The 2992-nt window shown below is 59.3% G+C and carries 1 protein-coding gene and 3 pseudogenes; 1 reads left to right on the top strand and 3 read right to left on the bottom strand.

What is annotated here, in order from left to right; all coding sequences use genetic code 11:
• Nucleotides 1-80: 80 nt before the first annotated feature.
• The 3 genes and pseudogenes from NKJ37_RS31850 to NKJ37_RS31840 form a co-directional block, all read right to left on the bottom strand.
• Nucleotides 81-1331, bottom strand: coding sequence for an ATP-grasp domain-containing protein (locus NKJ37_RS31850; protein WP_352776433.1), 1251 nt, complete (start codon nucleotides 1329-1331; stop codon nucleotides 81-83).
• Nucleotides 1332-1750: 419 nt separating this feature from the next.
• A pseudogene (locus tag NKJ37_RS32060) lies at nucleotides 1751-2189 on the bottom strand (IS21 family transposase); the annotation flags it as partial.
• A 34-nt stretch (nucleotides 2190-2223) separates the two neighbouring features.
• Nucleotides 2224-2364, bottom strand: a pseudogene (locus NKJ37_RS31840) (transposase domain-containing protein); the annotation flags it as partial.
• A gap of 86 nt (nucleotides 2365-2450) precedes the next feature.
• On the opposite strand from NKJ37_RS31840, the pseudogene NKJ37_RS31835 reads away from it, so the two are divergent.
• Nucleotides 2451-2646, top strand: a pseudogene (locus NKJ37_RS31835) (transposase domain-containing protein); the annotation flags it as partial.
• Between the last annotated feature and the right edge of the window lie 346 nt (nucleotides 2647-2992).

Raw genomic sequence — 2992 nt, 5'->3', positions numbered from 1 at the left:
ACCGCTGTGCGCACACCTTCATGTCTGCCATCTGCATCGCAGCCACCGTCATCTTCTGGCTCAATCAATGAGTCCTGAGCCTAGATAGACGTCCGATTCAGATTGTTTCCTATTCGCGAAGAGTCGGAAAATGGTGTGATCGACCAATCGATTAAGTCGACGGCACGCTGAAGTATCGCTTCGGTTCGAGCACGGCTGGGTGAAACAACGATGACATATCCCATACTGTCTCGGTAATCGCCTTTCCTAACGATAGCCGTCTTGGGTTCAACATGCAATTTGACCCGGGCGACACCTGGTACAGCAGCTGCCCGACTGTCGCCATCGATCCAATCGAGGATGCCATCGCGATCAGGATTTAGGCACCGCCAGGCCGCAGTGTGCGAGTGCCTTCTGCGCAAATCGTATTTGTCGCCGATGACAAGCTTGATGTGCTCCGTGATGAGATCGACACCGTAAGCTAGGTGAACCGATTCACAACCGCCAGCAAGACGCGGATTGACTTCAATGACGACTGGGCCAAGCTTCGTCCACCGGAGTTCGATGGCTGTTGGCCCCCAGCCAAGGCCGAGAGCTGGCAGACAGCCCAGCGAAACATCGGCGATACGTTTATACTCGTCGTCAGCCAGCGGGGCCGGAAAGATGCCCTCACGAAAGACGAAATGCGGTGGGCAGTCGAAGTCAGCGGCCTCAATCCCAATGACTTCATTTCCCATTGTATGCGCGATATAATGGGGGCCTTGTGCGAATTCTTCGACCAGTATCCTCGGCGAAGACCGCCATTTGTGCTTCCCGCCAAACAAATAGATCGTATGTTCGGCTACCTCGTCAACATTGCGGCACAATCGAACACCGCTGCTGCCTATGCCTACGGCTGGCTTAACAATCACCGGCAGGCCGATCTCGGCCGCAGAGCTTTCAACCTCCGTCGCATTAGCTGCCACGCGATAGGCAGGTATTGGTACGCCACTTTCAGCAAGGAGCTGACGTTGAGCGAATTTGTCGCAGCATCGTTCCACGAATTCAGGGTTCGGTCCGGGTAGACCAAAATGCCGGCAGAGCTTGCCGGCTGTCGCATAAAACGACTCCGTGGCGGATGTAATGCCAGCAATGTCATACGTAGCACCCAGCCCGGAACATTCGCGGATCAGTGCATCTAGATTGTCAGTATCGACACAGATTGCCTCAATGCCTTCCGCCGCAAGATAGTCGTACTGAGCTGGATTAGCCGACAGGGTAATTGGACGAAGACCAAGACGCTGGGCCGCCTGGACGTATAGCGGACCATTGCTCCTTGTGCCTTCAACCAGGATGAGCGCTCTTCTTGCCATAGGGGTTAACCTCCGTTGCGTGCTGTGCGCGGTCTGAGGGTTACCAGGCGACAGCTTTTGTTCGTTCCTGACCTCAGACTTTGTGGTGAAGGTACCATTGTCAGCGGTTGGCGATCGCAAAGATTTCGTAAATTTAGTCGAAGACTCTGTTGCAACGTTTTGGTTACCGGCGGTGCTGGACGGAGCCACGCCGGGCGCCATCCGCGTAAACACCGGCGCGGTCGCGAGCGACGATCTCAATTCGCCGGTGACGTTCGAGCCAGGATGCAACCGTGTCGGCATTGCGGTCAGGCAAGAGTTCGAGAATGCGGCCGCGTTCCAGATCGCAGGATCGTGCCGCAGCGTTGCTCGTTGCGCCAGGCCCAGTCGTCGATGCCGACCACGCAGGGGGCTTTCGGCAGCTCGAACTCGGCAGCCCGGAACATGCGCAACAGCGTGTCGCCGCAGCCGCCTGATAAGGTGACGCGCACGGTGACCTCCTCGAAGTCGGATGTGAGCCGGACGGGCAGTTCCTGGCTCGATTTCGTTGCGCTTGGAATTGCGGGCGTTCACACGGCTGACGATCTCGTCCACGAAGCGGCGGTAGCAGGCAAGATCGCCGAAATCGCTGGGTCCTCTCATCAGAGCCGCGTCGTCGATCGCCCGCTTGAGATGGGCGTGCGGGCCTTCGATGGAGCCGTCCTCATGCGCGACGCCGCGATTGTTGCTCATGCCGTAGTGGGCCGCACAAATCGTCGTAGCGACGCGTCAGGTCCCCCCGGGCGTTGGTCCAGGTTGCGGAATGCCGGCGAGAGGCTGTCGCTGCGATGCTCGCGGGGCCTAGCCGAGCGACCACAGCGCCTTCTGCAGGGCATGCGCTGTTCTCAGGGCACGCCTTGAGCTGCATGGGTCTGTAGGCCCAAGGCAGCAGATCGGCGATCTGGCTTTGTGGATGGCCGGCGACGATCCGAGCGATCACGTCGAGTTAGGTGTGAGGCTCCACGCTATTGAGCTTGCATGTCTCGATCAGCGACGCGATCGTTGCCGAATGCTCGCCGACCACAAGAACGGTCTGCCCAACCAGCGGGTGGAATGGATAGGTCACGACTACGTCGAACGCCGGATTCCCGGCATTATGACGCGGCTTCCGACGGCGGCGCGGAGCATTGGGCCGTCGTCGCTTCGCCGATCGAACCTGCAAACTCAATAGCGTTGAACCGCTCGGCTATCTCGCCGACGTGCTCACCAGGATCGTCAAGGGCCACCCCAACAGCCAGATCGACGACCTGCGCCTTGGGCCCACATCATCGAGCCCGAGATCAAGGCCGCGGCCTGAGAACACCGCTTACCACCAGGCCTCTAACACCGTTTCTTACATCTACGCGTGAAAGGTACCACCGGAACAGCGCATACTCTGCAGGCCTTTCGCCAGGGCGACGAAGCTCTCGCCGCCGAGCACGACATGAGGACATGAGCGTGCTCGAAGCGCCGCAGGCATATTTGCTGCGATGGGGTGGCCTTCCCGCCGGCTGAACTGGGGCCCCGGGCGTGCATAGTCGCGGAGGATCGGCGTGTGCGGGCTGGAACCCGCCGCGGGTACCATGCGACGACTAGCCACACGGCCGAAAACCGATTCGCACCTTAGCCTCGCCGATCGTACCGTAGCAGGAATAGGCATGCGA

The organism is Mesorhizobium sp. M0140 (assembly GCF_040322475.1).
GTDB lineage: Bacteria > Pseudomonadota > Alphaproteobacteria > Rhizobiales > Rhizobiaceae > Mesorhizobium.
This window is presented reverse-complemented; position numbering and strand designations above follow the sequence as displayed.